At 68.0% G+C, this 256-nt stretch carries 1 protein-coding gene; it reads left to right on the top strand.

What is annotated here, in order from left to right; translation table 11 throughout:
* A partial coding sequence (locus SB689_RS23620) for a hypothetical protein (RefSeq protein ID WP_410694477.1) occupies positions 1 to 256 on the top strand: 256 nt, incomplete at both ends.

The following is a 256-nucleotide window of genomic DNA, read 5'->3' as shown; positions in this document are numbered from 1 at the left end:
AGAGCGGGCTCTTCTACGAGGCGGACCTGCTCGCCTGGGTCGAGAATCGACTGGGATTGGCCGACCTCGCCGGTCATCCGCAGCTTGCCAATGCCAGATTGGAGGCTCTGTTGGCCTGGCGGCAATGGCCGGGGCTGGCGGAGGCGCACTTCATCCCCTGGGAGGCGGCACGCGAGGAAGCCTTTGTCTGGCGCATGCGAGACATGCGAGCAGAGCTGCGCCGTGAGTCGCGCCCGGGCATGGCTCGCCCGAGCAG

This window comes from Chryseobacterium sp. SIMBA_038, assembly GCF_046535115.1.
Classification (GTDB): domain Bacteria; phylum Bacteroidota; class Bacteroidia; order Flavobacteriales; family Weeksellaceae; genus Chryseobacterium.
This window is presented reverse-complemented; position numbering and strand designations above follow the sequence as displayed.